The sequence below is a fragment of the Neisseria sp. P0009.S007 genome (genome assembly GCF_051962515.1).
In genome coordinates this window covers 1-521 of sequence record NZ_JBQCVF010000853.1, presented here as the reverse complement: position 1 = coordinate 521, position 521 = coordinate 1, and the positions used below count along the sequence as shown (strand labels likewise).

Genomic DNA, 521 nt, shown 5'->3' with positions numbered 1-521 from the left:
AGGAAAGGCTGGGTAATGATGTTGCTGTGGCGCAGTTGCTCAAAAGGTTTCAGACGGCCCTCATCTCCCATGATGGCCTCGGCAATTGCCAAGCCGGCAATGCCGGTAATCGCCATGCCGTGTCCGGAATAGCCTTGGGCGTAGAAAACGGTAGGGGCGAGGCGGCCGAAATGTGGGACGAGGTTGCGCGTAATGTCGCATTCGCCTCCCCAAGAATGCTCGATTCTGACATCGGCAAGTTGCGGGAAAACTTTCAACATGTCTTGGCGGACGAGTTCGGTCATGCGGTCTGGATCGTCGATAAACTCGTTGTCTTTGCCGCCGAAGAGCAGGCGGCCGTCGGCGCTGAGGCGGTAGTAATCGAGGACGTGGCGGTTGTCGCAGATGGCCATATTGTTACGGATCAGGTCTTTGGCACGCTCACCCAGAGGCTCGGTGGCAATGATAAAGGTGCTGACTGCAATGGCTTTTTGTTCCAATACTTTGAATTTCGGGTGTAAACCGGCATAAGTATTGACGGC

General features: G+C 55.1%; 1 protein-coding gene. It reads right to left on the bottom strand.

The annotated features are described in order from the left end of the window. A partial coding sequence (locus tag ACTHS3_RS16760; RefSeq protein WP_440368610.1) for an NAD(P)/FAD-dependent oxidoreductase occupies positions 1 to 521 on the bottom strand: 521 nt, incomplete at both ends.